Origin of the sequence: Streptomyces sp. CCM_MD2014 (assembly GCF_000772045.1) — a bacterium.
In the GTDB taxonomy this organism is placed as follows: domain Bacteria; phylum Actinomycetota; class Actinomycetes; order Streptomycetales; family Streptomycetaceae; genus Streptomyces; species Streptomyces salinarius.
This window is the reverse complement of sequence record NZ_CP009754.1, coordinates 7,910,679-7,934,480: the sequence shown is the minus strand read 5'-3', so window position 1 is coordinate 7,934,480 and position 23,802 is coordinate 7,910,679. Positions and strand designations below refer to the sequence as shown.

The window sequence follows — 23,802 nt, the reverse complement described above, 5'->3', positions numbered from 1 at the left end:
GGTGGAGGGGGCCACCGCAGCGACCACACCTTTCCGTTGGGAGCACACGATGGCACGCCGTATCCGCAGCAGACGCCTCCTCGGGGCCGCTGTTCTGACCTCCCTGGCCACCGGGGCCGGCCTGCTCGGCGTCCCCGCCCAGGCCGCACCGGACGCGGCCGCCGCCTCCGTCACGGTGCGGCCGGACCCCTCGTACCGGCAGGAGGCGTTCGAGGGCTGGGGCACCAGCCTGGTCTGGTTCGCCAACGCCACCGGCGACTACCCGCCCGAGATCCGCGAGAAGCTGGCCCGGCTGCTCTTCGGCGACGACGGGCTGGGCCTGAACATCGCCCGGTACAACATCGGCGGCGGCAACGCGCCGGACGTCGAGGACTACCTGCGCGCCGGTGGCGCCGTCGAGGGCTGGTGGAAGGCGCCCGCCGGCACCACGCGCGAGGACACCGACTGGTGGAGCGCCGACGACCCGGCCGACTGGAACGAGGACGCCGACGCCACCCAGCGCTGGTGGGTCGAGCGCATCAAGGACGACATCGACCACTGGGAGACCTTCAGCAACTCCCCGCCCTGGTTCATGACCGTCAGCGGCTACGTCTCCGGCGGCTTCGACTCCTCCGCCGACCAGCTCAGGCGCGAGTCGGTCGACGACTTCGCCGCCTACCTCGCGGGCGCGACCAGGCGGCTGGAGAAGGCCGAGGGCATCAAGGTCGACACCGTGGACCCGTTCAACGAGCCCAACACCCCTTACTGGGGCACCCGACTGGACGCGGACGGCGAGCCCGTCGGCGGCCGGCAGGAAGGGGCCCACATGGGTCCCGAGCTGCAGCGCGAGGTGCTCCGGGCCCTCGCCCCGGCGCTGAGGAAGGCGAAGGTCAAGGCGGACATCTCGGCGATGGACGAGACCAACCCGGGGACCTTCGCGAAGAACTGGAGCGCGTACTCCGACGCCGACCGCGCCCTGGTCGGGCAGATGAACGTCCACACCTACGGAACCGGGCAGCGCACCACCGTGCGGGACCTCGCCAAGGCCGCGGACAAACCGCTGTGGATGAGCGAGGTGGGCGGCGACTGGGGCGACGGCCAGGACTTCGAGGACATGCGGCCGGGCCTCGGCCTCGCCCAGCAGATCGTCGACGACCTGCGGGAACTGGAGCCCCGGGCCTGGGTGTTCTGGCAGCCCGTCGAGGACTACGACAACATGAAGCCGGGCGGCGAGTCCGCGAAGGGCGGCAACTGGGGCAGCATCCAGATCCCGTTCGACTGCACCGCCGGGGACACCCTGGAGACCTGCCCGATCCGGACCAACACCAAGTTCGACACCGCCCGCAACTTCACCCACTTCATCAAGCCCGGCGACCGGCTGATCAAGACGGACGACACCTCCAGCGCCGCCGCCGTCACCCGCGACGGCAAGGGCGCCTCCGTCGTCCACGTCAACCGCACCGCCGAGGCCCGCACGGTCACCATCGACCTGTCGAAGTTCCGTGACGTGAGCCGCCGGACCACCGTCACCCCGGTCGTGACGAGCGCCGACGGCAAGCTGGAGCGGCAGGCCCCGATCCGGGTGAGCGACCGCACGGCCACCTTCACCGTGCCCGCCCGGTCCGTCACCTCCTTCTCCATCGAGGGGGTCTCGGGCGTCGCGAAGGACGCCGCCGAGCTGCGCAAGGGCCACACCTACACGCTGACCGGCGTACAGAGCGGCAAGGCCGTCACCGTGGCCGGGAACGGCACGAACCTGGTCCTCGGCACCGGCGCCGACGCGAGCGCCGAGCAGTGGCGGCTGAGCGCGGTGCGCCAGGACGGCGGCGTCCGCGACCGCTACGTCTTCACCCGGGCCGGGGACGGGACACGACTGGCCGTACGGGACGACGTCCCGGTGGCCGAGCCCGACACCGGCAGGCGCGACCGGGCCGCCGAGTGGATCGCGTCGAGCACCGGCGACGGCACCTGGACCCTGGTCAACGCGGCCACCGGACGCCTGCTCGAAGTCGGGGGCCAGGCGACCCACGCGGGCGCGGCCGTCACGACCTGGCCGCCCAACTCCGGCGCCAACCAGCGCTGGACGCTGACGGACGTGTCCGCCGGCTGACTTCCCCTGACGGCGGCCCCGTCCGCGCGGCCGCACGCGGGCGCGGGCGGGGCCGCGGTCCATCGACACGACACGAGGAGACCGCATGACCACCGACCCCCGTGAGCGGGAGGTCCGCCGCAGGATGGCGGCGACGGAGCTCTACTCGGACGGCGCCCCGGGCCTGGAGGGCATGGCCGAGGAGCGGCTGCGCGGCAAGGAGCTGGCCGACGCCTACAACCGGACCGGCGCGCGGGAGGAGGAGGGACGCCGGGCGCTGCTGGAGGAGACGTTCGCCTCGCTGGGCGCGGGGGTGTGGATCGAGCCGCCGCTGCACGTGGCCTACGGCAGCCGTACGCACCTGGGCGACGACGTGTACGCCAACTTCGGCCTCACCCTCGTCGACGACGTCGAGGTCTTCGTCGGGAACCGGGTGATGTTCGCCCCGCACGTGACGATCAGCACGACCGGCCATCCCGTCCACCCGGACCTGCGCAGGGACGGCACGCAGTTCTCCGCGCCGGTGCGCATCGAGGACGACGTGTGGATCGGGGCCGGCGCGCTGATCATGCCCGGCGTGACCGTCGGCCGGGGGTCGGTGGTCGGCGCGGGCAGCGTGGTGACGGCACACGTGCCGCCGATGACGGTCGTCGCCGGGACCCCGGCCCGGGTGCTGCGCGAAATCACCGACGCCGACCGCGAGTGGTCCTACCGTCCGCCGCGCACCATGCGCCACCAGACCGGGTGAGCCGAGGGGGGACGGCAACTTCCCCCGTCCGCCGGGCACATGGTGCGGTGACACGGCAGTACGATGATCGAAAACTGCGGCGGAGCGTCACCTCCCGGACCACGGAGCCTGCCATGACGACGGACCATTCCCAGCCTCCCCACATCGACACCGGCCGGGCCCACCCCGCGCGTGTCTACGACTGGCTGCTGGGCGGCAAGGACAACTACCCGGTCGACGAGGCGGTGGGCGAGACGCTGCCGCCCGAGGCGCGGGACGCGGCGCGGCAGAACCGCGCGTTCATGAACCGCGCGGTGGCGCACCTCGCCGCGCGGGGCATCGACCAGTTCCTGGACATCGGCACGGGCATCCCGACCGAGCCCAACCTGCACCAGATCGTCCAGCGGACGGTGCCGACGGCCCGGGTCGTCTACGCCGACAACGACCCGATCGTGCTGCGGCACGCGGAGGCGCTGCTGGTGAGCAGCCCCGAGGGGGCCACGGACTACATCCAGGCCGACGTCCGCGAGCCGGACGAGATCGTGCGGCACGCCCGCGGGATCCTGGACTTCGACCGGCCGATCGCGCTGTCGCTGATCGCCCTCATGCACTTCGTCCCGGACGACCAGGACGCCCACGGGATCGTGCGGGGGCTGGTGGAGACGCTTCCCTCCGGCAGCCACCTGGTCCTGTCGCACGCCGCGATCGACCTCTTCCCCGAGCTGGCGGAGCAGGTGATCGCCCAGTACGCCAAGGGCGGCATCCGGCTGGGCTTCCGCACCCGGGCCGAGGTCGCCCGCTTCTTCGACGGCCTCGAACTGGTGCCGCCCGGCCTGGTCACCGCCACCGAGTGGTTCGGCGAGGGCCTTCAGCCACCCGCGCCGGAAGAGAGCGGGATCTACGCGGGCGTGGCGCGCATTCCCTGACCGGCGCGGGTCCGGCCGCCACGCGGGCTCAGCGGCGGCGTCCGCGCGTCGCCCAGCCGCCGCCGATTCCGGCGACGTGCAGGGCCAGCAGGGCGAGGCCGATGAGCATCACGTTGGTGGAGGTGAAGACGTCGTTGGTCGACACCTCCGCCGCGTTGATCAGCCAGGCGAGGAGGAACAGAACAGCCGCGACGATGGCGAGCACGGTGCACATCCCTTCGGATCGGCGGCACCGGGGCGGTGCCGTGCAGCACGTATGCCCCCGAAGGGCGGCGTGACACGACCGGGAGGTGCCGGGCGCTTCGTACAGTGGAGGTACCGGACCGTGGCGGATCCGCCCGGTCACTGCCGCGTCCTCGTCACGGAGCCCTCATGCACGACCCGTCCACCGCGCCGGACGACGGCTCCGGCGCCCTGTTCGGCCTCGACGCCCTGGTGTCCGGTCCGCCGGCCGCCGCGCCCGCGGCCGGACCGTGCTTCCGGGACTCGGCCGCCGCCCGCAGGCTGCTGCCGGTGCGGGAGATCCACGCCGAGCCGGCGGCGGCCGCCTCCCCGCGCGGCCGGCAGATCCTCGCCCGGTTCCCCGGGGCCCGGGTGGTCGAGGTGGACTCCCACTGGGGCATCCCCGGCCTGCACGGCAACGAGGGCAACGTCGAGCGCTGGGTGCGGGTCAAGGGCGAGACGCTCGTCCTGGGCGAGCGCAAGACGCTGACCACCCGCCCCAACGGCCGCTCCGCGGACTGGATCGCGCCGGGCGCCTCCAACGGCTGCGCGCTGGCCTGCGCCTACTGCTACGTGCCGCGCCGCAAGGGCTACGCCAATCCGATCACGGTCTTCACCAACGTCGACCGGATCATCGCCCACCTCGGCCGGCACATCGCCCGGCTGGGGCCCAAGCGCGAGCCGAACCAGTGCGACGCCGAGGCCTGGGTCTACGACGTCGGCGAGAACGGCGACTGCTCGGTGGACGCCCTGATCTGCGACAACACCGCGGACCTGGTGCGTGCCTTCGGGCGGTGGCCGACGGCGAAGGCGTCCTTCGCGACCAAGTTCGTCAACCCCGATCTGCTGGCGCTCGACCCGCGCGGCCGGACCCGGATCCGCTTCTCGCTGATGCCGCCGGACGACTCCCGGCTGCTGGACGTGCGCACCTCCCCGGTCGCCGAGCGGATCGCCGCGGCCGGCGACTTCCTGGACGCCGGCTACGAGGTGCACTTCAACCTCTCCCCCGTGGTGGTGCGGCCGGGCTGGGAGGAGGCGTGGGCGGAGTTGCTGCGGCACCTCGACGACGTCCTGCCGGACCGCGTCAAGCGGCAGGCCGCCGCCGAGGTGATCATGCTGACGCACAACCGGGAGCTGCACGAGGTCAATCTGGGCTGGCATCCGCGCGCCGAGGAGGTGCTGTGGCGGCCGGAGATCCAGGAGGCCAAGCGCTCCGAGAACGGCGCGCGCAACGTGCGGTACCGCGTGGACGTCAAGAGCGGGGCGGTCGCCCGGCTCCGTGCGCTGGTCGCCGCTCACGCGCCCTGGCTGCGGATCCGTTACGCCTTCTGAGAGCGGTTCTCCCGGGTTTGCGAGGGCGACGCCCGGTGTTAGGTAAGGCGTACCTAAGATCAGACCATGTTTAGTACGCAACAATCTTCGGACGCCGGCCCCGGCCCCACCGCAGAGGAGGGCTGGGTCGAGCTCGGCTCGCGCGCGCAACTGCGTGAACTGCTGGGCGATCCCTGGCCCGTCGTCATCGACAAGGTCCACGACCGGCTCACGGACGACGACCGGGCCATCCTGGCCCGCTCCTCCTTCTGCCTCCTGGCGACCTCCGACGCGGGCGGCAACTGCGACGTGTCGCCGCGCGGCGACGCACCCGGCTTCACCCACGTCCTCGACTCCCGGACCCTCGCCCTGCCCGACCGGCCCGGCAACCGGCGCGGGGACAGCTTCCACAACATCCTCGACAATCCGCACGCCGGCCTGCTCTACCTGATCCCCGGCGGCAAGGAGGTGCTGCGGGTCAACGGCCGGGCCCGCATCCTCACCGACGCGCCCTTCTTCGACGCGATGACGCGTGACGGCAGGCGACCGGACCTCGCGCTGATCCTGGAGATCGACGAGATCTACCTCCACTGCCCGATGTCCCTGAACCGGGCCGGCCTGTGGAAACCCCGGCCCTGGACGGCGAGTTGAGCTCTTCGCCCCGGCGAGGGACGAGGGAGCGGAGCGGCCGTCGCGAGGCCTGTGTGAGCCCCGTCTCTACCAGCAGTTTTTAGGTTAGGCTAACCTTCGCCACGTGAGATCAGCTGAAGACGCAGCCGGTACCCCGCGCCTGCGCGGTCACGAGTTGTCGGCGACGGGCGTGACCGTCGCCTACGACGGCGTGGACGTCGTGCACGACGCGGGTGTCAGGCTCAAGCCCGGCGAAGTGACCGTCCTGGTCGGCCCCAACGGCAGTGGGAAGTCGACGCTGCTGCGGACCGTGGCCCGGCTGCAGCGTGCCCGCAGCGCCACGATCGACCTCGACGGCGGCACCGACGCGCTGGCGCTGACGTCCCGTGAGTTCTCGCGGTACGTCGCCCTGCTGACGCAGGGACGGCCGACGCCGGGCGGGCTGACCGTGCGGGACGTCGTCGAGTTCGGCCGCTATCCGTACCGGGGCCGCTGGGGGAGGCCCGACCCCGAGGGCCCGGCCGCCGTCGACCGGGCGCTCGCGCTCACCGGCGTCGACGAGCTCGCCGGCCGCGGCGCCGACCACCTCTCCGGCGGTCAGCTGCAGCGGGTGTGGCTGGCGAGCTGTCTCGCCCAGGAGACCGGCGTACTGCTCCTGGACGAACCCACGACCTACCTCGACCTGCGCTACCAGGTCGAACTGCTCGACCTGATCCGCGACCTGGCGGACGACCACGGCATCGCCGTCGGGGTCGTCCTGCACGACCTCGACCAGGCGGCGGCCGTCGCCGACCGGATCACCCTTCTCGAAGCGGGCCGGATCGTCGCCGACGGCCCGCCGGAGGACGTACTGACGCCGGAGCGGTTGACCGCCGTGTACGGCATCCGCATCGAGGTCGACACCGATCCCCTCACCGGCCGGCTGCGCACCCGCCCGATCGGCCGCCACCACATACGAACCCCCGAAAGGCTCGGCACCACCTCATGAGACGCCTCCTGCTCACCGCGGCCGCCACCACCGCCGCGGCGCTCACCCTCGCCGCCTGCGGCACCACCGAACCCGCCGCCGACAAGACGGAGAAGAAGGCCTCCGAGGCGATCACGCTCAAGGACGGCAAGGGCACCGAGGTGAAGCTCGACGGGCCGGCCAAGAAGGTCGTCGCCACCGAGTGGAACGTCGTCGAGAGCCTCGTCTCGCTCGGCGTCGACCCGGTCGGCGTGGCGGACGTCAAGGGCTACAAGACCTGGGACAGCGCCGTTCCGCTGAAGAACGAGCCGAAGGACATCGGCACCCGCGGCGAGCCGAGCATGGACACCGTCGCCTCCCTCGCCCCCGACCTCATCGTCGCCACCACGGACCTCACCCCGGCCGCCGTGAAGCAGCTGCGCGAGGTCGCCCCGGTGATCGAGGTGACGTCCGCCGACGGCACCGGTCAGATCGACCGGATGCTGGCGAACGTCGACCTCATCGCCAAGGCCACCGGCACCACGGACCGGGCGAAGTCGCTGCGCGAGGACTTCGAGGCCAAGGTCGCCGAGGGCAAGAAGGCCCTGGCCGACGCGGGGATGGCCGGCAAGGACTTCGCCTTCGCCGACGGCTACGTCGCCTCGAACCAGGTCTCGATCCGCCCCTACACGGCCACCTCGCTCATCGGTGAGGTCAACGAGGCTATCGGTCTGAAGAACGCCTGGACGGTGAAGGGCGACGAGGCCTACGGTCTCGGCACCACGGACGTCGAGGGTCTGACCAAGCTGCCGAAGGACACCCAGTTCGCCTACATCGGCAACGACGAGGACCCGAGCGCCACCCCGTTCACCGGTGAGCTGGCCGAGAACGCGGTGTGGAAGTCCCTGCCGTTCGTGAAGGCCGGGGACGTGCACCGGCTCGACGACGGCATCTGGATGTTCGGCGGTCCCGGGTCGATGGAGGCGTACATCGACGCCGTCGTCGGCGCCCTGACGAAGTAGCGGGGCCATGACCGTCACCGCAACCGAACCCACCGCTGCCCCGGCGGCGACGGTTCCCACGTCCCGGTCGGGCGCGGCCGCGGTGACGGCCGGGATCGTCCTGCTGGTCGCCGTCCTCGCCGTCGTCGACATCACGCAGGGCACCGCCGCCGTCGGTCCGTCCGAGGTCTTCAAAGCCCTGACCGGGCGCGCCGACCCGGACGACGCGTCCGTCGTCGTCGCCTCCCGGCTGCCCCGGATGACCGCGGGGCTCCTCGTCGGCGTCGTCCTGGGCATGGCCGGCGCCGTGCTCCAGGCGGTCAGCCGCAACGTGCTCGCCTCCCCGGACACCCTCGCGGTGAACGCCGGTTCCTACCTGGCGCTGGGACTGGCCGGTGCGACCGGTGTGTCGCTGCCGATGCTCGCCTCCTCCGGCGTCGCCTTCGCGGGCGGACTCGCGGCGGCCGCCGTCGTGCTCGGCCTGTCCGGTCTCGGCACGGGCACCGTCCGGCTGGTGCTGGCGGGCACCGCGCTGATGCTGGGCCTCAACTCCATGACGGAGGGCCTGCTGCTGCTCTTCCCGGAGCAGACCGAGGGCCTCTACGCGTGGAACCAGGGCAGTATCGCCCAGAACGGCTTCGACGGCGTCCTGCAGATGCTGCCGATCGCCCTGATCGGGCTGGCGGGGCTGATGCTGACGGCCCGCCGGGTGGACGCGCTGACCCTCGGCGACGACGCGGCGCGCGGTCTCGGCGTCCCGGTCCGGGCCACCCGGGTCACGGTCGTCGTGCTCGCGGCACTGCTGTCCGCCGCCGCGGTCACGCTCGCCGGCCCCATCGGCTTCGTCGGTCTGTGCGCGCCCGCCCTGGTGCGCCCGCTCGCCCGCAGGTTCCGCGGCTTCACCCGCTCCCGCGGCGCCATGCCCGCGGCCGCCCTCACCGGCGCGGCCCTGGTGCTGGGTTCGGACGTGCTGCTGCGCGCGCTGGTCGCCGGCGACCGCGCGGTGTCCGTGCCCACGGGCGTGGTCACCAGCCTGGTCGGCGCCGTGTTCCTGGTCGCCATGGCCATCCGGGTGCGGGACACCGCCGGGGCCGGGGCGCCGGACCGGCTGCGTACGCCCGGGCGGGGAGTGTTCCTGGCCACGGTCGCGGTCCTCGTCGTGGTCCTGGTCGGGCTCGTGATCGCCGCCGTGCTGGTGGGCGACACCAAGCTGCTGCTCGGCGACGTCGTCAACTGGGCCCAGGGGCGGGCCGGGCGCGCCGTCTCCTTCGTGCTGGACACGCGGGTGCCGCGGGTGCTCGCCGCTCTGGGCGCGGGGGCGGCGCTCGCCCTGGCGGGCACGCTCGTGCAGGCCGTCACGCGCAATCCGCTCGCCGAGCCGAACGTCCTCGGCGTGACCGGCGGTGGCGCGCTGGGGGCCGTGATCTTCGTGACCACCGTGCCGGCCGCCGGAACGTGGGGCGTCGCGGGAGCGGCGTTCGCGGGGTCCGCGGTCACCGCGGTCCTCGTCTTCGGGCTCGCCGCCCGGGGCGGTTTCCGGCAGAACCGGCTGGTCCTCGTCGGGATCGGCGTGGCCTCGGGGACGGCGGCGCTGATCAGTCTGCTGATCGTGCTCACCGACCCGTTCAACGCGACCAAGGCGCTGACCTGGCTGTCGGGTTCGACCTACGGGCGGACCATGCCGGACGTCGTGCCGGTCGCGCTGGCCCTGGTCGTCGGCATCGGTGTGGCCGTCGCCCGGCGCACCGAGCTGGACCTGATCTCGCTGGACGAGGACACGCCGCGCCTGCTCGGCCTGCGGCTGGCTCCGGGGCGCCTCGGCTTCCTGGTGATGAGCGTCGTCCTCAGCGCGACCGCGGTGGCCTGCGCGGGCACGATCGGGTTCGTCGGGCTGGTGGCTCCGCACGCGGCGCGCGCCCTCGTGGGCCGGCGGCACGTGCGGGTCGTGCCGGTGGCGGTCCTGCTGGGCGCCGTCCTCGTCTGCGCCGCCGACCTCATCGGCCGCACGGTCATCGCCCCGGCCCAGCTCGGCGCCGGTCTCATGACGGCCGTGATCGGTACGCCGTACTTCCTGTACCTGCTGGTACGGAGCCGTCGCTAGGGGATCCGCGGGCGGAAAACCGGGTGCCCCCGGATCCGTGCCCCCGTACGGTGCCGCCATGGACCGACGCGGCGCGCACGGGGGCCACGCAGGCCTGCTGAACGTCATCGATCTCGAGGCCACCTGCTGGGAGGGGCAGCCGCCGCCCGGCGCGGTGAGCGAGATCATCGAGATCGGTCTCGCCGTGGTGGACCTCGGAGCCCGGGAACGGGTGGCCCGGCACCGGATCCTGGTGCGGCCCGCCCGCTCCCGGGTCGGCGCGTTCTGCACGGAGCTGACCGGTATCACCCAGGGGGAGGCCGACCGGGGCGTCACTCTCGCCCAGGCCTGCGACACGCTGGTGCGGGAACACGGCGCGGGCGTGCGGCCCTGGGCGAGCTGGGGAGACTACGACCGCAAGCAGTTGGTACGCCAGTGCGCGGCGGACGGGATCGCCTGCCCCTTCGGCCACCCGGCCGAGCGCGCGCACACCAACGCCAAGGCGGTCTTCACCGAGGCCCACGGGCTGCGCAGGCGTCCCGGCATGGCGCGGGCGCTGGAGATCGCCGGGCTGCCGCTCGAGGGACGGCACCACCGGGGCGTGGACGACGCCTGGAACATCGCGGCGCTGGTGCTGCACCTGGCCGGCCTGGGCGCCTGGCCCGGCTCTTGTTAGACGCGGCGTCAAGTTACTGAACCGTAATGAGCCGGGTGCTACCCCTGGTAACCCCTGCCCGGTTACGGTCCCGTAACCCCACAGGAGCAGCGCGGCCACGGCCCTGACCCCACGGGACCGCGGACGACCGGATCCGGCCCTTCCCCAGGAGGTTCGCCATGCCCCCACGTCCACGCATGCTCGCCGCGGCGATCACCGCCGCGCTCGCCCTCGGTGCGCAGGCCGTCCCGGCCGCCGCGGCCGACGGCGCGGCCACCGGCCCGTCGGCCACGACGTCGCGCGGCGTCGAGATACCCGCCTTCTACACCCCGCCGTCCGAGCTCCCCGGCGCCGACGGCACCCTGATCCGCACCGAGCCGCTGCCCCTGGCGCTGAGCCTGCCCGGCATCGACGGCCCCCTTCCGGGACGGGCGACGCGGCTGATGTACAAGTCCACCGACGCGAACGGCGAAGCCGTCGCCGTGACCGGCGCCTACGTCGAACCGGCCGCGAAGTGGCGCGGCGGCGGACCGCGCCCGCTGGTGGCCGTCGCACCCGGCACCATGGGCCAGGGCGACCAGTGCGCCGCCTCGATGGCCCTGGAGCACCCGTTGCGGTTCAACGGGCAGACCGTCTCCGTCGGTTACGAGGACCTGTCGGTGTACCGCCTCCTGCTGCGCGGCGTCGCCGTCGTCGTCACCGACTACGTGGGCCTCGGCACCACCGACCGGCTGTACACCTACGTCAACCGCGTCGACGGGGCCCACGCCGTGCTGGACGCCGTACGCGCCGCGCGCTCCCTCGACCAGGCGTCCGTCACCTCCGAATCCCGCGTGGGTCTGTTCGGGTACAGCCAGGGCGGCGGAGCCACGGCGGCCGCGGCCGAACTCCAGCCGTCCTACGCCCCGGACGTCCGGCTGGCCGGCACCTACGCCGGTGCCCCGCCCGCCGATCTGACGGAGGTGACGGAGGCGATCGACGGCGGCGACCTGGCGGGCGCGCTGGGCTGGTCGCTGAACGGCTTCCTGCAGACCGAGCCGGCCCTGCGGCCCCTCGCCGACCGGTACGTCAACGAGGCGGGCGAGGAGGCGCTGAGGGACCTGTCAACCATGTGCGTCGGCGACGCGCTCTTCGGATACGGCGGCCGGAGCAGCACGGCCTGGACGAAGACCGGGCAGTCCCTCGGCGACATCATCCGGGCCGAGCCCGCGCTCCAGACGTTCCTGGCCGAGCAGCGCATCGGCTCGCTGAAGCCCGGCAGCCCCGTGCGCGTGGCCACGGGCACCGGCGACGACCTGGTCCCCCACGCCCAGGCCCGCCGGCTGGCCGTCGAGTGGTGCGACAAGGGCGCGAAGGTCACCTACGTACCCGTGGTCCTGCCGGGCGTGGGCAGCGGCCTGCTCAACCACTTCGCCCCGTTGCTCGCCGATCAGGGCAACGCCGTCTCCTGGCTCACCGACCGCCTCTCCGGCGAGCCGGCCGGCTCCAACTGCTGGAGCATGCCGGTGCAGCCCTGAGCCGTACGCACCGCCGCGGCCCGGGGCGTCCGCGCCACCCCGGGCAGCGGCTCCGGCATGCGCCCCTCCCCGGTTGCGGCACAGAATTCGCTCAGGCGAACTGTGGCGGAGCGACAGGAAGGCAGCGGCGTGGTCGACGCGAAGTCCGACGACGGGTCCGGTCCCCGGGGCGGGGCGAAGATACCGAGTACGGTCGCGCGACTGCCGCGGCAGGTGCGCGAGGAACTGGCCCGCCGGCTCCGCCGCACCAAACGGGCCTTTCGCGAGGACGACGTCCAGGTCGTCGAGGCGCCGCTGCTCAAGCGCGCGGTCGGGGCCTCGGCGCTCGGAAACTGCATGGAGTGGTTCGACTTCGGCGTCTACAGCTATCTGGCGGCCACCATCGGCAAGGTGTTCTTCCCCGGGGCCTCCCCCGCCGCCCAGGTGATCTCCTCCTTCGCCACCTTCGCCGCGGCCTTCGTCGTACGCCCGCTCGGCGGCCTGGTCTTCGGCCCGCTCGGGGACCGCGTCGGACGGCAGAAGGTGCTCGCCACCACCATGATCATGATGGCGCTGGGCACCTTCTCCATCGGCCTCATCCCCAGTTACGCCACCATCGGCATCGCCGCCCCGATCCTGCTGCTGCTCGCCCGGATGGTCCAGGGCTTCTCCACCGGCGGCGAGTACGGCGGCGCCACCACCTTCGTCGCCGAGTACTCACCCGACCGGCGGCGCGGCTTCCTCTCCAGCTGGCTCGACTTCGGCACCTTCGCCGGCTACGCGCTGGGCTCGGCGCTGGTCACCGTGCTGAACCTGACGCTGACCGACGATCAGATGCTGCACTGGGGCTGGCGGCTGCCGTTCCTGATCGCGGGCCCGCTCGGCGTCATCGGCCTGTACATGCGGCTCAAACTGGAGGAATCCCCCGCCTTCCAGCAGCAGCTCGACGAGCACGAGAAGGGCCTCGCGCAGGAGTCGGCGGGCAGCGAGTTCAAGACGATCGTGCGCGAGCACTGGCGGCCGCTGCTGATCTGCATGGGCCTGGTACTGCTCTACAACGTCACCAACTACATGGTCACCGGCTATCTGCCGACGTACCAGACGGAGACCCTGGACCGTTCCAGCGGCTTCGCGGACGTGCTGGTGCTGATCGGCATGGTCTGGATCGTGCTGCTGATCACCTTTCTCGGCCGGCTCAGCGACCATGTCGGCCGCCGCCCGCTGTACGCCGTCGGCGCGGCGGCGATGATCGTTCTCGCCGTCCCGGCGTTCCTGCTGCTCAAGTCGGACGGCGTCTGGGCGCCGGTCCTCGGGGTGCTCCTGCTGTCCACCCTGCTGGCCTGCTTCGCCGCACCCAGCGCGGCCACCCTGCCCGCGCTGTTCCCGACCGCCGTGCGCTACGCCGCGATGGCCATCGGCTTCAACTTCGCCGTCGCGGCCTTCGGCGGCACCACGCCGCTGGTCACCGAGGCGCTGGTGAGCATCACCGGCGACGACCTGATGCCCGCCTACTACCTGATGGTCGCCGGCGCCATCGGGCTGGTCACCGTGAGGTTCCTGCCGGAGAGCGCCCAGGTGCCGCTGCACGGCTCGCAGCCCATGGTCGGCTCCCGGCAGGAGCAGCGGGAGCTCATCACGACCTCGAGGGACCTCTACAGCTTCTCCAAGGACCGCTCGAAGGCCTCCTGACGCCCGGCCCCGGCTCGCCGCCCGCGCGCAGGCGGCCGCACCGCTCCCGACCCGACGGCGACCCCGGCGAAGACCAGGGCGCTGCCCACGGCCTGCGCCGCGCCGTAGGAGCCCGTGCCGACGAGCGGGGCCGTGCAGGCGGCCGCGACCGGGATCAGCCCGGAGAACAGAGTGGCGCGCTCGGCGCCGATCCGCTGCATGCCCATGTACCAGCACACGAACCCGACGACGGTGACCACCACCGCCTGCCACAGCAGCGCGCCCGCCTCCACCGCGTCCGGCCGGCGCAGCCACCCGGCCCCGTCGGCCAGGACGCCGACGACCGCCGACTCGGCCGCCGCGACGCCGCACACCACGGCGGACAGCAGCCGCGGTCCCAGGGGCCGCAGTACGGGCACGGCGAGCACGGCGAACCCGACCTCCCCGGCCAGCGCGCACACCGAGAAGGCGATGCCCGCGCCGTCGGTGCGCCCCCAGCCCTGCACCGTGAAGGCGCCGAGGGCCACGAACGACGCCCCGTACAGGACGACCCGTTGCGGTCCGCGCCCCTCCAGGAGGGGAACGACGACGGCGACGACCACGGGCGCGCAGCCCACGAAGACGCCGGGTACCGCGGGTTCCGCCGTGCGTTCCGCGGCGAGGACGGCCAGGTTGAAGCCGACCATGCCCACGGCCGCGAGCAGCGCGAGGCGCACCCACCGGCCGGCGCCGAGCGCGCGCAGCCGGGCCGTGGCGCCGGGGCCGGCCAGCGGAAGGAGCAGCAGGAAGGCCAGGCCGTAGCGCAGGAACTGCCCGCCCGCGTACGGGTAGTCGCCGAGCAGGCTGTTGGCGGTGAAGGACCCTCCGACGAGGACACAGGCGAGCGCGGCGAGCAGGGCCCCGCGCGTGGTGGTGGCGTTCATGCCGACGACGCTAGGAAACGCGGCGGTCCCTTACGGGGTCCACTTCGAGGGCGTCGTCGGGGACCACTCGCCGACCACTCACCGGTACGGCGGCCGTCACCGGTCGCCGTTTCCCGGGCCGTCCGGCTCCCGCTCCCGGTCCGAGCGCGGCCACACGTAGGGCAGGTCGTCCGGGACCCCCGGGAACAGCTCGGCGTACACGGCGGGCTCCTTGCGCACCAGCGCCGAGCGGTGGCTGCGGTGGAAGGCCTCGTCGCCGAGCCAGGGCGGCAGTTCCCCGGCCTCGGCCAGCTCCCGCTGGTCCCGCACCGGCTCGCCCGGACGGCACTCGGCGAGCCCCGCGACGAGTGAGGCGGCGCAGCTGTCCTGGTGGCCCTGTTCGCGCCAGACCCGGCAGACGTCGAGGCCGTAGCGGACGAGCGCCTCCTCGTAGCCCGTCCACATCCGCACCGCGGGGTGCCGGCGCCAGCCGTAGCCGGGGACGGTGAGTCCGCGCAGCACCTGGAGCGCCTCCACGCGCTGTTTGCCGAGGCGGCGCCGGTCCAGGGTCAGGGCCGAGTCGCGGAAGCCGGGGTGGGGAAGGAAGGTCTGCATCGCGGTGCCGCTCCGTTCAGCCGGGGAAGAGGCCGCGGGCGCGCAGCTGTGCGCGGCGTTCGGCGTAGGCGAGGTCGTCGCGCCACAGGCGGCCCGCGGTGGCCCGCATCAGCGGCCGCAGCGCCGGTGCCAGGCGGCGGGCCACGGGGAATCCGGGCCGGTCCGAGGTGGCGAGCACCGCCTCGACGACCGCGGTGCGCGGCCGGCCGTTCGGGTCCGGACCCAGCGGCGTCGCGTGGCTCTCCACGACGGATCCCGCTCCCTCGCCCTCGGTGATGCGCATGACGACGGTGCGGGGTCCGGGCGCGGTGAACTCGGCCCGTACGGGGACGACGAGACGGCCGGTCACCCGGAAGGACACGTCCACGACGAAGCGGTCGCCGTCCCCGTCGGGGGGCGTGCTCTCCCCGGGTGCCTCGACGACGGTGAGGTCCACGAAGGAGTACGGGTGGAACCAGGCGCCGTGCCAGGGGTCGAGCCGGTTGGCGACGACGTCCTCGGGCTCGCAGGTCCCCACCCCGCGCCACACGGACGTCAGGGCCGTCGCCCGGGGCGGCCGGGCGGGGACGAGGGGCGCCGGGGTGGGCGGCTCCTCCCCCACGCTGTCCAGCCGCACCCACACCAGTACGCCGTCGTCGTGCACGGGCAGCGGCTCCCAGCCGGCGAACGGGGCCCCGTCCAGGGCGAGTCCGTGCCAGTGGCACACGAGCGTGCCGCACCGCACCGGGCTGTCGGCCAGCGGGGCACCGAGGTGGGGACAGGCTCCGGGGCCGCCCACGAGACGCCCTCGCGCGTCCCGCCAGACGACGGCCTCGACACCGGCGACGGCGCCGGAGAGCGGACGCGTGGGACGCACGTCCGTGGTCGCGCCGAGTACGTACCAGTTGCCGGAGGGACGGGCCCCGGCCCGTTTGAGGGCCGCGGCGATGACGGCGGGGCGGGCCTCGCGCCACGTCGGGCGCTGCCGCTCCCAGGGGACCGCGCGGCGCCGCAGCCGCAGGGGCAGGCGTCCTCGGCGGGGGCGGTGGTCCGTGCTCATCCGGGCTCCTTCGCGGGCAGGGCGTCGCCGCCGTACGGCACCGGCGTCGGCGGGGTGGAGCGGCGGGCGCGGAGCCGGGCGGCGAGCACGCGGGCGAGCCCGTCCGCCGCGACGGCCGCGCGCCGCCGGCGCGGCACCACCGCACGCCGGTGCAGTACCGCGTACCCGCCGTCCGCGATGGTGTCGAGGATGCCGCGGTAGAGCAGGTACGCGGTGCGGATGCAGGGCCGGGCGACGGGGTCGAGCAGGGCGAGGCCGGGCCCGGCCTCGCGGTAGACGCCCCGGGTGAGGTCCTCGGCGGCCCGCAGCGCGGCGGTGATGCGCCGGTCGTGGCGGCCGGTGCGCCTGCTCCAGAGCAGCAGGTCCCGATGGACGCCGTGCGCGGCGAGCAGGTCGGCGGGAAGGTAGATCCGGCCGCGGTCCAGGTCCTCGCCGACGTCCCGCAGGAAGTTGGTCAGCTGGAAGGCGACGCCCAGTGCGGCGGCGTGCGGGGCGGCCGGGGCGCTGCCGGTCACGGTGCCGAGGACGGGGAGCATCTGGAGGCCGATGACGGCGGCCGAGCCGTGCATGTAGGCGCACAGGTCGGCGTAGGTGGCGTAGTCGGTGACCGTGAGGTCGGCGCGCATCGAGGCCATGAAGTCGGTGAAGTGCGCCGGTTCGATGGCGTACCGGGCGGCGGTGTCGGCCAGGGCGAGCACCACGGGCTCGTCGGCCGGCGGGCCGCCGGTGAGCGCCCGCCGCAGCAGTCGGTCGAGGCGGTCGAGGGCGGCCGCGCGCTCCGCGGGCGTGGCGTCGGTCCGTGTGTCGTCGACGATGTCGTCGGCCCAGCGGGCGAACCCGTACAGGGCGTGCACGGCGGGCCTGCGGTCGGCGGGCAGGAGGCGGGTGGCCAGGAAGTAGGTGCGGCCGTGGCGGGCGTTGAGGAGCCGGCACCGGGTGTAGGCGGCCCGCAGTTTCGGGTCGGTGATGCCGGCGGCGTCGAGTTCGCGCCCGGTCATCGCCGCCCGCCCCTCGCCGCCCCGGTGCGGGCGGGGGCGCCGGTGATGCGGGCGGCGGCCAGCTTGCCGGAGATCAGAACGGTCGGTACGCCGACGCCCGGGGTGGTCCCGCAGCCCGCCAGGACCGCGTTGTCGGTGCCGCGCACCAGGTTGCGGGGGCGGAACGGCCCGGTCTGGGCGAAGGTGTGGGCGACCGAGAACGGGGTGCCGGCGGCATGCCCCTGCGCGGTCCAGTCGGCGGGTGTCACGAGGCACTCCTCCTCCACGGCGGCGGCGATGCCGGTCAGTCCCCGGCGTTCCAGGGTGGCGAGCAGCCGGTCGCGGTAGCGGGGCGCGAGGTCCCTCCAGGCGCGGGCGCCGGGGCCGATGTCGGTGTTGGGGCAGGGCGCGAGGACGTAGTGGAGATGGCGGCCCTCGGGGGCGAGGGAGGGGTCGTGGGCGGTGGGCCGGGTGATGAGCAGGGAGGGGTCGGTCATGAGGGTGCCGGTCCGGGTGAGTTCGTCGAAGGTCCGTCGCCACGCGGCGCCGAAGGAGAGCGTGTGGTGGGCCAGGTGCGGCCAGGTGCGGGTGGTGCCGGCGTGCAGGACGACGGCGGAGGGCGCGTGCCGCAGGGCGACGGGACGGCGCGGGCGGCGGCCGAGAAGCCGGTGCACGACGGGCAGGTCGGGGGTGAGGACGACGGCGTCGCACGGGATGCGCTCGTGGTCGGTGACGACGGCGGTGACGCGGGAGCCGGACCGCTCCAGACGGGTGACGTTCCGTCCCAGACGCAGGTCGGCCCCGGCGTCGGCGGCGGCCGCGGCCATGGCGCGGGGCAGGGCGTGCAGGCCGCCGCGCGGGAAGTAGACGCCGGCGACGGTGTCCATGTAGGCGATGACGGCGTAGGCGGCCAGCGCCCGGGAGGGTGCGACACCGGCGTACAGGGCCTGGAAGGAGAAGACCCGCTGGAGCCGTTCGTCCGTCAGGAAGCGTCCGATGCGGGTGTCGAGGCGGCCGAAGCCGCCGAGGACGGCGAGCCGGGCCAGGTCGGGGGTGAGCAGGCCGAGCGGCGAGTCGAAGTTGGCGTCGATGAACCGGCGCATCTGCACGGCGTACAGCCGCCCGAGCCAGTCGCGCAGCCGCCGGTACCCGGCCGCCTCGCGGGCCCCGGCGAACCGTTCGACCTCCGCCTCCATCGCGTCGGCGTCGGTGTGCACGTCCAGGGTGGTGCCGTCGGCGAAGCAGGCGCGGTAGGCGGGGTGCAGGGGCAGGAGTTCGACGCGGTCGCGCAGCCGCTCGCCGACGGCCGCGAAGGCCTCGTCGGCCAGGTCCGGCATGGTGAGCACGGTCGGGCCGGTGTCGAGGTGGTAGCCGCCGAGCGCGCGCCGTCCGGCCCGGCCGCCGGGCAGCGGGTCGCGTTCCACGACCGTCACCCGGCGTCCCGCGCCCAGCAGGTGCAGGGCGGCGGACAGCCCGGCCAGGCCGGCCCCGACGACCACGACGTGGTCGGTGCGCCCGGCCACGGTCCGCGTCATCGCGCGCCCCGGTCCGCGAGCGGTTGGTCCGGCCGGTGTCTGCCGTGGGCGACCGTGCTGGGGCGCATGGCGGGTCCTCTCGTACGGGTCGGCGTCATGTCTTCCCCGTCGGCCTCCGGCGCGACGCCGCGGGGGCGGGTTCCCGCCCGGCAGTCACCCGCCCGGCGGTATCGCGTCCCCCGGCGGGTACCCGTCTCGCGCCGTCCAGCGCGCCGCACGTCGCACGGACGGCGGCGGGCGGAATACTCCGCCGGACCGGACCGGACCGGACCGGACCGGCGGACGGAAGGGAAGGAGGCGGGCGTGCTCGACGCGGACATCGTGGTCGTCGGCGCGGGGGCGGCGGGTCTCTCCCTGGTGCACCGGCTGTCGGCCGACGCGCGGCGCGGTGCGGCGCCCTCCGTCGTCCTGGTCGATCCGCCGCCGGGCCCGCTGCGGCCTCCGCGACGCACCTGGTGCTTCTGGGAGGCCGGGGCCGGCCGCTTCGACCGGGCCGCGACGGCGTCGTGGGAGTCGCTGCGGGTGCACGCACGGGACGGGACGGCCGTACGGCGGCACATCGCGCCCGCCCGGTACAAGATGATCCGCTCGGACGACTTCGAGGCGCTGGTGGAGCGGGACCTGAAGGACCGTCCGGGGCTGCGGCGCGTCGAGGCCGCCGTCGGCGCCGTGACCGGCCTGCCCGACGGCACCGTGCGGGTGGCGGCCACGGACGCCGCGGGGGCACCGGTCGGCCTGCGCGCCCGCTGGGTCTTCGACTCCCGGCCGCCCGACCGGCTGCCGGCCGCCCGCACCCGGCTGCTCCAGCACTTCCGGGGCTGGTTCGTCCGCACCCGGCGGCCGGTCTTCGACCCCGACGTGGTCGACCTGATGGACTTCCGCACCGCGCAGCCGCGGCGGGGCCTGTCGTTCGGCTACGTGCTGCCGACCGGACGGCACACCGCGCTGGTCGAGTACACGGAGTTCGGCCCGGCGCCCTTGCCGGCCGAGGTGTACGACGGCGCGCTGGAGGACTACACGCGCCGTGTCCTGCGCACCGGCCCCCTGGAGGTCCTGTCGACCGAACAGGGGGTCATCCCGATGACCGACGCCGTCTTCGAGCAGTGTGCCGAGGGCTGCGAACGGGTCTTCCGGATCGGTGTCGCGGGCGGCGCGACCCGGGCGTCCACCGGCTACACGTTCGCCGCCGTGCAGCGCCAGTCCGAGGCCGTGGCGCGGGCGGTGCGGGCGGGCCGCCGCCCGGTGCCGCCGCCCCCGCATCCGGCGCGGGCCCGGTGGATGGATGCGGTGCTGCTGCGGGCCCTGGCCACGGGCCGGGTCGACGGTCCCGACCTCTTCTTCCGCCTGTTCGACCGTGTCCCCGCCGGGCGGCTGCTGCGCTTCCTCGACGGCCGGTCTCGGCCGTACGAGGACCTCGCGGTCGGCGTGTGCGTCCCCGTCCTGCCGATGCTGCGCACGGCGGCCGAACTGCCGTGGGTACCGCGCCGCCACCTGCCCGTCCGCTGAGCACCGATCCCCCGGGAGTCCCGATGCCCCTGCCGCGCGACGCCGCGCCGACCGCCGGCTCCGCCCGCGGGACGGGCGGCCACGACCGCCTCGCCGCCCTCGCGCCGGGCCGCCACGCCCCGGTGGGCCGCTGCGCCCGCCGTCCGGTCCTCACGGGCGGCGGCGCCGGACGCCGGGTCCTGGACCCGGGCGGCCGCACGAAGGCCCCGACCGCCCTGCCTGCGGCGGCCTCCCCCGGCGACGCCGGCCTCCGGACGGGCGACCGAGGGTACGGCGGTGTCCGCGCCGGCGGCACGCGTGCCCGCCGCGCGTGCGGCGGGGGCGCTCGGTGATCCGGCGGGGCGTGGGCGCCGGGGGCGACGAGGCGCGGCGGCCCGGGCGGGACCGGCGGGCGCGGGTGCTGAGTCCCGGGCCGGGGCGGGAGCGGGTCGAGGGCGATCCGCCGTCGGTGGCGGTGATCGGCGGCGGCATCGCGGGCCTCGCGGCGGCGACGGTGCTGGCCGAACGCGGGGTGCGCGTCGTGCTGCACGAGCGCGAGCCCGTACTCGGCGGCCGGGTCGCGGGCCGCACGATCGCCCTGCCGGACGGCACACCCGCCACGATGAGCCGGGGGTTCCACGCCTTCTTCCGCCAGTACTACAACCTGCGGAGCCTGTTGCGCCGTTGCGATCCCGGCCTCGGCATGCTGACCGGACTGCCGGACTACCCCCTGCGGCACAGCAGCGGACTGCACGACAGCTTCCGCAGGATTCCGCGCACTCCCCCGTTCAGCGCGCTCGCCTTCGTCGCGCTGAGTCCCAGTTTCGGGCCGCGTGACCTGGCGGCCCTGCGGCCCGCCGCGGCACTGCCGCTCCTCGACGTCCGCACCCGCCGCGTCCACGAGCGCCTGGACGACGTCAGCGCCGCCGCCTTCCTCGATTCCCTGCGCTTTCCCGCGGCCGCGCGGCATCTGGCCTTCGAGGTGTTCTCCCGCAGCTTCTTCGCGGACCCGCGCGAGCTGTCGGCCGCGGAGATGGCGCTGATGTTCCACATCTACTTCCTCGGCTCCAGCGAGGGGCTGTTGTTCGACGTGCCGCGTGAGCCGTTTCCGCAGGCGCTGTGGGATCCCCTCGCCGGGTATCTCGCCCGGCACGGCGTCGAGGTGCGCACGAGCACGTCCGTCGAGGCCGTCCGGCCCGCTCCGTCCGGCGGCCGGCTCGTGGTCGACGCCGCCGGGGCCCGGACGTACGACGCCGTGGTGCTCGCGACGGACGTCGGCGGCCTGCGGGGCGTGGTGAGCCGCTCGCCGCATCTGGGTGACGCCGCGTGGCGGGCGCGGGTGGCGGGGCTGCGCAACGCTCCGCCCTTCCTGGTCTCCCGGTTGTGGCTGGACCGCCCGGTCGCCTCCGGCCGGCCCGGGTTCCTCGGCACGAGCGGTTACGGCTCGCTGGACAACGTCAGCGTGCTCTCCCACTGGGAGGGCGAGGCGGCCCGCTGGGCGGCGCGCACCGGCGGCTGTGTCGTCGAACTCCACGCCTACGCGCTGCCGTCGGCGGCCGTCCGGGAGGTCGAGGAGAAACGGCTCGTCGACCAGTTGCACCGGGTGTACCCGGAGACCCGCCGGGCCCGCGTGGTCGCCGCACGGCACGAGTGGCGGGCGGACTGCCCGCTGTTCACCGTCGGGGGCTACCGGGACCGTCCCACGGTGCGCACCCCCGATCCGGCCGTGGTGGTCGCCGGGGACCTGGTCCGTACGGATCTTCCGGTGGCGCTGATGGAACGCGCCGCCACCTCCGGGTTCCTCGCCGCGGGCGCCCTTTTGGAGCGGTGGGGAGTGCGGGGCGAGACGCTGTGGACGGTGCCCGACCGGGGCCGCTCCGCGCCGCTGCGTGCCCTGGCACGCCGGTTCGGGGCCCACTGACACGGGCGGGCGGGCGGCCGCGCCGGGCCCCGAGCACGGTCGGGAGGGCACTGTGCTCGGCGACCAGCTCGGCCAGCTCCTCGGGGGCGGCGGCGACGGTGGTCGCCTCGACCCGGGCGTCCGGCGCGTGGCGGCGCACGACCCCGTCGGCGTCGACGACCCGCACCGGGCGGCGGACCGGCCTGAAACGGCGGTGGACCTCGGTGCCGTAGACGGTGGGGGCCGGGGTGCCCGCCAGGACGTGCACCTTCGACGGGTCGGTCCTGAGGCCGGCGGCGGCCAGCCGCAGACGCTCGGCGTCGTCGGTGCGGTGGGCCCGGTCCTGGGTGCCGGCCGGCCACGGCGGTTCAGGATGCAGCGGTACGGGCGGCCGCAACGCCGCGTGCCCCGGCCGGCCCGCGACGCCGCGTCCCCCGACGCACCGGTCCGGAGCACGCAAGCCGACCGGCCGCGGCGAGACCGGGCGCACCGACACGGGCAGGCCGCAGCGGCACGGGCACAGGCGCGCCGGTTCGGAGTCCCCTCAAGCCGGCCGGCCGCGGCGGCGCGGGGCGCGGCGGAACGGACCGACCCCGGCGGTTCCGGGCGCACGGGCACCGGGGCACTTCGGGGCGCATGGGGTCGGGGTGCATCGGGTCGGGGCGCATCGACACCGGCAGGCCTCGGTGGCGCGGTGGCTACCGCCCCGTGTCGGCCGCCCGGTCGGCCAGGCCGCCCGCGCCCAGTGGGCCGGTGTGGCCCAGCGAGCCCTCGGCCTCCATCCGGGGCAGCTCGTGGCGGGACAGCCGTACCACCACGGGCGGCAGGGTCACGCGTCCCCACTGGACCAGGCGCAGCCAGCCCGGCACGTACACGGCGGTGCGGCGGCGCTCCACGGCGCGGACCACCCGGGCGGCGACGTCCTCGGGCGGGAACGTGCGGCGGGCCGGGGGCGGCATGTGGGCGCGCAGTTCGCGCAGGACCGGGTACCGGTCGGCGTCGCGGATCATGTCGGTGTCGATCCAGTTGAGGTAGGCGATGCCCACGGCGACGCCGCGGTGGGCCACCTCGGCGCGCAGCGAGTGGGTGAAGGCCTCCACGCCCGCCTTGGAGGCGCAGTAGGCGCTCATCAGGGGCGCGGCGCCGAGCGAGGCCAGCGAGGCGATCTGGAGGTGGTAGCCCGCCGTGTCGAGCAGGTCCGGCAGGAAGGCCCGGACCGTGTGGGCGCTGCCGGACAGGTTCACCTCGACGACGCGGCGCCACTCGGCGGGATCGGACGTGGCGAACGGTCCGCCGTGCGCCACACCGGCGTTCGCCACGACGACCGACGGCCTGCCCAGGCGCCGGCGGGTCTCGTCGGCCGCGTCGGCCAGCGCGGCGGGGTCGGTGACGTCGGTCTCGACGGCGAGCGCGGGGGTCGGCAGCTCCGCCGCCAGGGCGTCCAGGCGCGGCTTCTCGAGGCCCAGGAGGGCGAGCCGGGCGCCGCGGCGGGCGCAGGCGCGGGCCAGTTCGGCGCCGAGTCCGCGTGCGGCGCCGGTCACCACGACGATGCGGTTCTGGAGGGGACTGTCTGTCACCGGTCGGCCCTTTCCTCGGAATTCGTCACGGGCTGTGCGGAC

The 23,802-nt window shown here is 74.6% G+C and carries 21 protein-coding genes and 1 pseudogene; 14 read left to right on the top strand and 8 right to left on the bottom strand.

Going from position 1 to position 23,802, the window contains the following annotated elements; translation table 11 throughout:
* The first annotated feature begins 49 nt into the window (after positions 1 to 49).
* From NI25_RS35495 to NI25_RS35485, 3 genes are all read left to right on the top strand, one after another.
* Positions 50 to 2,089 carry an RICIN domain-containing protein gene (locus NI25_RS35495; RefSeq protein ID WP_061446404.1) on the top strand — a complete coding sequence of 680 codons (2,040 nt, stop codon included), beginning with the start codon at positions 50 to 52 and terminating at the stop codon, positions 2,087 to 2,089.
* A gap of 85 nt (positions 2,090 to 2,174) precedes the next feature.
* The gene (locus NI25_RS35490) at positions 2,175 to 2,816 is read left to right on the top strand and encodes a sugar O-acetyltransferase (protein WP_061446403.1); all 642 of its coding nucleotides are present in this window, start codon (positions 2,175 to 2,177) and stop codon (positions 2,814 to 2,816) included.
* Positions 2,817 to 2,929: 113 nt separating this feature from the next.
* On the top strand, positions 2,930 to 3,721 hold the full coding sequence (locus tag NI25_RS35485; RefSeq protein WP_061446402.1) for an SAM-dependent methyltransferase: 792 nt from the start codon (positions 2,930 to 2,932) through the stop codon (positions 3,719 to 3,721).
* A 28-nt stretch (positions 3,722 to 3,749) separates the two neighbouring features.
* Here NI25_RS35485 and NI25_RS35480 read toward each other — a convergent pair whose 3' ends face one another.
* Positions 3,750 to 3,935: a hypothetical protein gene (locus tag NI25_RS35480; RefSeq protein ID WP_061446401.1), complete on the bottom strand. Its 186-nt coding sequence runs from the start codon at positions 3,933 to 3,935 to the stop codon at positions 3,750 to 3,752.
* Between the two features lie 158 nt (positions 3,936 to 4,093).
* Here NI25_RS35480 and NI25_RS35475 point away from each other — a divergent pair, with 158 nt between their 5' ends.
* From NI25_RS35475 to proP, 8 genes are all read left to right on the top strand, one after another.
* On the top strand, positions 4,094 to 5,275 hold the full coding sequence (locus tag NI25_RS35475; protein WP_061446400.1) for a spore photoproduct lyase family protein: 1,182 nt from the start codon (positions 4,094 to 4,096) through the stop codon (positions 5,273 to 5,275).
* A gap of 66 nt (positions 5,276 to 5,341) precedes the next feature.
* The gene (locus NI25_RS35470) at positions 5,342 to 5,905 is read left to right on the top strand and encodes an MSMEG_1061 family FMN-dependent PPOX-type flavoprotein (RefSeq protein WP_061446399.1); all 564 of its coding nucleotides are present in this window, start codon (positions 5,342 to 5,344) and stop codon (positions 5,903 to 5,905) included.
* A gap of 103 nt (positions 5,906 to 6,008) precedes the next feature.
* Positions 6,009 to 6,872, top strand: a complete 864-nt coding sequence (cdtA, locus tag NI25_RS35465; RefSeq protein ID WP_061446398.1) for a siderophore ABC transporter ATP-binding protein CdtA — start codon at positions 6,009 to 6,011, stop codon at positions 6,870 to 6,872.
* Positions 6,869 to 7,852 carry a siderophore ABC transporter substrate-binding protein CdtB gene (cdtB, locus tag NI25_RS35460; protein WP_061446397.1) on the top strand — a complete coding sequence of 328 codons (984 nt, stop codon included), beginning with the start codon at positions 6,869 to 6,871 and terminating at the stop codon, positions 7,850 to 7,852. Before cdtA ends, cdtB begins: the two co-directional genes overlap by 4 nt.
* 7 nt (positions 7,853 to 7,859) lie before the next feature.
* Positions 7,860 to 9,932, top strand: a complete 2,073-nt coding sequence (gene cdtC / locus NI25_RS35455) for a siderophore ABC transporter permease CdtC (RefSeq protein WP_061446396.1) — start codon at positions 7,860 to 7,862, stop codon at positions 9,930 to 9,932.
* 58 nt (positions 9,933 to 9,990) lie between these two features.
* Entirely contained in the window at positions 9,991 to 10,587 is a 597-nt protein-coding gene (locus NI25_RS35450; RefSeq protein ID WP_061446395.1) for a 3'-5' exonuclease, read from the top strand.
* 158 nt (positions 10,588 to 10,745) lie between these two features.
* Complete coding sequence (locus NI25_RS35445) at positions 10,746 to 12,083, top strand: lipase family protein (protein WP_061446394.1); 1,338 nt, start codon at positions 10,746 to 10,748, stop codon at positions 12,081 to 12,083.
* A gap of 129 nt (positions 12,084 to 12,212) precedes the next feature.
* Positions 12,213 to 13,751 (top strand): glycine betaine/L-proline transporter ProP, encoded by a 1,539-nt coding sequence (gene proP, locus NI25_RS35440; protein ID WP_061446393.1) that lies wholly within the window; start codon positions 12,213 to 12,215, stop codon positions 13,749 to 13,751.
* On the opposite strand, the gene NI25_RS35435 is transcribed toward proP, so the two are convergent.
* From NI25_RS35435 to crtI, 5 genes are all read right to left on the bottom strand, one after another.
* Positions 13,715 to 14,653 carry an EamA family transporter gene (locus tag NI25_RS35435; protein WP_061446392.1) on the bottom strand — a complete coding sequence of 313 codons (939 nt, stop codon included), beginning with the start codon at positions 14,651 to 14,653 and terminating at the stop codon, positions 13,715 to 13,717. The genes proP and NI25_RS35435 overlap by 37 nt on opposite strands.
* Before the next feature lie 96 nt (positions 14,654 to 14,749).
* Positions 14,750 to 15,247, bottom strand: a complete 498-nt coding sequence (locus NI25_RS35430) for an MSMEG_6728 family protein (protein ID WP_061446391.1) — start codon at positions 15,245 to 15,247, stop codon at positions 14,750 to 14,752.
* A gap of 16 nt (positions 15,248 to 15,263) precedes the next feature.
* Positions 15,264 to 16,286: a DUF5914 domain-containing protein gene (locus NI25_RS35425; RefSeq protein WP_061446390.1), complete on the bottom strand. Its 1,023-nt coding sequence runs from the start codon at positions 16,284 to 16,286 to the stop codon at positions 15,264 to 15,266.
* On the bottom strand, positions 16,283 to 17,284 hold the full coding sequence (locus tag NI25_RS35420; RefSeq protein WP_061446389.1) for a phytoene/squalene synthase family protein: 1,002 nt from the start codon (positions 17,282 to 17,284) through the stop codon (positions 16,283 to 16,285). The genes NI25_RS35425 and NI25_RS35420 overlap by 4 nt, the downstream gene beginning before the upstream one ends.
* Complete coding sequence (gene crtI / locus NI25_RS35415; RefSeq protein ID WP_061446388.1) at positions 17,281 to 18,798, bottom strand: phytoene desaturase family protein; 1,518 nt, start codon at positions 18,796 to 18,798, stop codon at positions 17,281 to 17,283. The genes NI25_RS35420 and crtI overlap by 4 nt, the downstream gene beginning before the upstream one ends.
* Before the next feature lie 303 nt (positions 18,799 to 19,101).
* Here crtI and NI25_RS35410 point away from each other — a divergent pair, with 303 nt between their 5' ends.
* The 3 genes from NI25_RS35410 to NI25_RS35400 are packed head-to-tail and all read left to right on the top strand — an operon-like array spanning position 19,102 to position 22,204.
* On the top strand, positions 19,102 to 20,304 hold the full coding sequence (locus tag NI25_RS35410) for a lycopene cyclase family protein (RefSeq protein WP_061446387.1): 1,203 nt from the start codon (positions 19,102 to 19,104) through the stop codon (positions 20,302 to 20,304).
* A 23-nt stretch (positions 20,305 to 20,327) separates the two neighbouring features.
* Complete coding sequence (locus tag NI25_RS35405) at positions 20,328 to 20,636, top strand: hypothetical protein (protein WP_061446386.1); 309 nt, start codon at positions 20,328 to 20,330, stop codon at positions 20,634 to 20,636.
* A gap of 11 nt (positions 20,637 to 20,647) precedes the next feature.
* Positions 20,648 to 22,204, top strand: a complete 1,557-nt coding sequence (locus NI25_RS35400) for an FAD-dependent oxidoreductase (RefSeq protein WP_061447235.1) — start codon at positions 20,648 to 20,650, stop codon at positions 22,202 to 22,204.
* Between the two features lie 46 nt (positions 22,205 to 22,250).
* Here the strand turns inward: NI25_RS35400 and NI25_RS40400 are convergent.
* Positions 22,251 to 22,532: pseudogene (locus NI25_RS40400) on the bottom strand (hydantoinase/oxoprolinase family protein); the annotation flags it as partial.
* A gap of 349 nt (positions 22,533 to 22,881) precedes the next feature.
* The gene (locus tag NI25_RS35395; protein WP_061446385.1) at positions 22,882 to 23,760 is read right to left on the bottom strand and encodes an SDR family oxidoreductase; all 879 of its coding nucleotides are present in this window, start codon (positions 23,758 to 23,760) and stop codon (positions 22,882 to 22,884) included.
* Positions 23,761 to 23,802: the final 42 nt, after the last annotated feature.

Bases quoted from the DNA above. Each gene is read 5' to 3' on its own strand.
- NI25_RS35495 (WP_061446404.1), top strand. From the start codon at position 50: ATGGCACGCCGTATCCGCAGCAGACGCCTCCTCGGGGCCGCTGTTCTG.
- NI25_RS35490 (WP_061446403.1), top strand. From the start codon at position 2,175: ATGACCACCGACCCCCGTGAGCGGGAGGTCCGCCGCAGGATGGCGGCG.
- NI25_RS35485 (WP_061446402.1), top strand. From the start codon at position 2,930: ATGACGACGGACCATTCCCAGCCTCCCCACATCGACACCGGCCGGGCC.
- NI25_RS35480 (WP_061446401.1), bottom strand. From the start codon at position 3,935: ATGTGCACCGTGCTCGCCATCGTCGCGGCTGTTCTGTTCCTCCTCGCC.
- NI25_RS35475 (WP_061446400.1), top strand. From the start codon at position 4,094: ATGCACGACCCGTCCACCGCGCCGGACGACGGCTCCGGCGCCCTGTTC.
- NI25_RS35470 (WP_061446399.1), top strand. From the start codon at position 5,342: ATGTTTAGTACGCAACAATCTTCGGACGCCGGCCCCGGCCCCACCGCA.
- cdtB (WP_061446397.1), top strand. From the start codon at position 6,869: ATGAGACGCCTCCTGCTCACCGCGGCCGCCACCACCGCCGCGGCGCTC.
- cdtC (WP_061446396.1), top strand. From the start codon at position 7,860: ATGACCGTCACCGCAACCGAACCCACCGCTGCCCCGGCGGCGACGGTT.
- NI25_RS35450 (WP_061446395.1), top strand. From the start codon at position 9,991: ATGGACCGACGCGGCGCGCACGGGGGCCACGCAGGCCTGCTGAACGTC.
- NI25_RS35445 (WP_061446394.1), top strand. From the start codon at position 10,746: ATGCCCCCACGTCCACGCATGCTCGCCGCGGCGATCACCGCCGCGCTC.
- NI25_RS35435 (WP_061446392.1), bottom strand. From the start codon at position 14,653: ATGAACGCCACCACCACGCGCGGGGCCCTGCTCGCCGCGCTCGCCTGT.
- NI25_RS35430 (WP_061446391.1), bottom strand. From the start codon at position 15,247: ATGCAGACCTTCCTTCCCCACCCCGGCTTCCGCGACTCGGCCCTGACC.
- NI25_RS35425 (WP_061446390.1), bottom strand. From the start codon at position 16,286: ATGAGCACGGACCACCGCCCCCGCCGAGGACGCCTGCCCCTGCGGCTG.
- NI25_RS35420 (WP_061446389.1), bottom strand. From the start codon at position 17,284: ATGACCGGGCGCGAACTCGACGCCGCCGGCATCACCGACCCGAAACTG.
- crtI (WP_061446388.1), bottom strand. From the start codon at position 18,798: ATGACGCGGACCGTGGCCGGGCGCACCGACCACGTCGTGGTCGTCGGG.
- NI25_RS35405 (WP_061446386.1), top strand. From the start codon at position 20,328: ATGCCCCTGCCGCGCGACGCCGCGCCGACCGCCGGCTCCGCCCGCGGG.